Raw genomic sequence first — 2081 nt, 5'->3', positions numbered from 1 at the left:
GATATATCGAGCCCGAAGGAGCGCTGGTACCACGCGTACCCGAGGGGCTTGATTGGCCCGCTCCCACGATCGACAACGCCTTCACCGATGCCGATCCCGACGCCCATACCGTGTTGCAGCCCCAGAGCGACATGACTGATCCCCGTTCGAAAGAACTTCAGCAGGTCGACGAGGGAACCGGGTTGTTGATGTCGGGGACGCAGGCGTTCCATGTGCCGGCGGTGCCGCTGGTGAGTGGGCGGCAGGACTCGGCCGTGGTGGAGGTGCCCGGAGATCTGGGTGCGCCGGGACAGGGTGTTAGTGGTTTCGGGCCGGACCAGCGGCAGAAACTACAAGCAGCACTCGACTCCTGGACCGGCCAGCCTGCCACCGGCCAAAGCCCGGCACCCCACACCGACCGCAACGACCGTGTGGAGGGCGAGGCCGGGGCCATCGCTCCGGCGCGAGACGTTAGGTCCGCCATTTCGCCAGCGCGATTGTCGTTCGAGGATGACCTGGTGATGTGGGTCAATACCCGTTTGGGCAAGCATGGTTTGGCCGAGCGTGAACAGGTACTCGAGACGTGGGAGCGGCTGAAGAATGAGCGGGGCGAGGCCGCGCTGCCGAGGAACATCCGCGGGCGTGCCGATGTCGTCGCGCAGGCGATAAGGCTGGGCGAGGAGCGTTCGGGGCAGGCGTTCCGGATGGTTGGAGGCGCGGGGGGATACGAAGGGGAGACCAAAATCGTGGTGGTCTTTCCCCCGCAGGTGCAGGCAGTCGAAGGCAGCACCATCGTCACGTGGGCGAACGAATCGCATAAGCACGTCAAGGTCAAGCTTGATCGCACCGCCTATTTTGTCGGCGAGAGTGATAACCGGTGGCATGCTTCCCTCAAAGTAGCCCGCCAGCGGGGGAATGTCGCCCCTGATCGCCGGACGGTATTCATCGCCGAGATCGTGGTGCCTCCGTTCGCGATCGGTCCGGGAGATGAGGGCCTGCCGTCACGGGAGCAGGCTCTGGCCGAGTTTCAGGATGTGCTGCAGCGCCTCCGTAGGGCCTCGCGTCTGAGATACCGCCCAGTGCGGAATGAGGAAGTCGAGGCAGGCCTGCATGGCACGGGGCTGCCTATTTCGCAAGCTTTTCCCCGAAGTGAAGGATTTATTGTTCCGTTTTGGGCGTCCGACGCCCGGTTTTTGCAGCCCTTGGACGACGCCAAGGGAATGGGGGTGTTCTTCCAGTACACCTATGATGTTCCGCTGGACAGGATGCCTGCTGTGCTCGATTGGGCGTTGCGGGAGGACAACGCACATCGTATCGCCTCAAGGTTGGTTGATGACGGCCTGGAGTTCGGCGAGTACTGGCAGGGCCGATACAAGGAATACCACAATATTCCTGGGCGAAGGCGAAATTCCAGGAATCGGGAGAAAATCGAGGCGGATTCCAGGCTGTTGATGGCCCATGTGGCTCTGGTCTACACTCATGTCGCCGCACGTGCCCTGTCGGATATCCTCGTAAGATATTATCTGATCAAGAACCTGTTGGTCGTGGCGTCACGCAGCCCGTTGCACATGATTCGCGAAACGCTGCTACCTCCTGAAGTCCGTGCCTTTCTCGACCGCAATGGCGAAAATATCATTGCGGAGTTCGTAAGAAAGTTTCGAGCCGAGTTGCCAGGTATCGATAAAATATCTCGCATTCGGCCCGACGGCGACATAGATATCGACAGGCCGCTCGACGCGACGGCCAGTGGCCTCGAAATTCTGACCATCCGCCAGTCCCTTGAGTCGTCACTACTCGACGAACCCACCAGGCTGGTCAGTCAGGACGACCTCGTCGGAATGGCCGACGGCTACGCACTGGGGCCGTCAGGGGACAAGGTCACGGTGGAGTTCCGTTTCGATTCAGACGAGACCTTCACCGACATCGGGCGGTTGAACGAGCGGCTCGATGAGCTGCACGCATTGGTATGGCCGGATTCTCTCCAGGGGGGCGGGGCCGCGTTCCAGTCGGGTCGTGGGGGGGCGCGTGGGGACGATCCGGTGGCGTTGCGGTGGCCGGTGGGGCATCCGATCGTGGTGGAGGTCATTGAGCGGGGTTCGCCG

The 2081-nt window shown here is 61.9% G+C and carries 1 protein-coding gene; it reads left to right on the top strand.

The features are described from left to right. Positions 1-2081 (top strand): hypothetical protein (locus AB0I04_RS55080; RefSeq protein WP_360905045.1); only part of this gene is annotated, 2081 nt, incomplete at both ends.

This window comes from Actinoallomurus sp. NPDC050550, assembly GCF_040655075.1.
Taxonomy (GTDB): Bacteria; Actinomycetota; Actinomycetes; order Streptosporangiales; family Streptosporangiaceae; genus Actinoallomurus.
Note: the sequence above shows the minus strand (reverse complement) of the source record. Positions and strands in the feature narration are given on the sequence as shown.